The 714-nt window shown below is 72.0% G+C and carries 1 protein-coding gene; it reads right to left on the minus strand.

Features of this window, described 5'->3' with window-relative positions; genetic code table 11:
- Positions 1–691, minus strand: a 691-nt coding sequence (locus EAO71_RS36240) for an Asd/ArgC dimerization domain-containing protein (protein ID WP_261992518.1), incomplete at its 3' end; no start/stop codon positions are given.
- Positions 692–714 lie beyond the last annotated feature (23 nt).

Raw genomic sequence — 714 nt, forward strand, 5'->3', positions numbered from 1 at the left:
GGACGCGTCGCGCCTCCTGGACGAGGCGCTGTTCCTGACGGCTGGCCCCGTTCTCCAAAATCCGGTCCACGGCCGGCAGGACGTTGAACGCCAGGGCGGGACGGAACCGGTCGGCGGGGAGCTCCGCCCCCGGGTCGGACAGCGTCAGCTCGGCTCCGTCCAGCAGTTCGTCGACCCCCTGGTGCCCCAGCCCGGAGGCGGCCTCGTACGTGCTCAACACCGCGTGGCGCACCCCCCGCCACCGCTCCACCGCGTGCAGCAGGACCGTCAGGGGCACGGTCATGCCGCTGGGCACCGCGACGACCTCCGCGGGACGCTCCGTCAGCAGGCGGTCGTTGACGGAGGGGACGACCAGGGGGATCTCAGGGTGCGAGCTGAAGGCACCGGAGGCGTCGACGACCAGCGCACCCTCCGCCATCGCCACGGGAACCCAGCGGCGGCTCACCTCCTCGCCCGCGCAGAACAGGACGAGGTCGGCGCCCGCGAAGTCGAACTCCTCCAGGTCGTGCACGGTCTCGGCCCGTCCACCGACCGGAATCCGCCGGCCCGCCGACCGTGCCGAGGCCACGAGCCGTATCTCCCGGTGCCGCATGCGGTGTTCCACGATCAGTTCGAGGACGGTGGCTCCGAGCGCACCGGTCGCGCCGACCAGGACGATACAAGGGTCCGCGGGGAGCTGGGCACTTACCATCAGGCACTCCGATCTGGCGAGGA

The organism is Streptomyces sp. MS191 (assembly GCF_008042125.1).
In the GTDB taxonomy this organism is placed as follows: Bacteria; Actinomycetota; Actinomycetes; order Streptomycetales; family Streptomycetaceae; genus Streptomyces.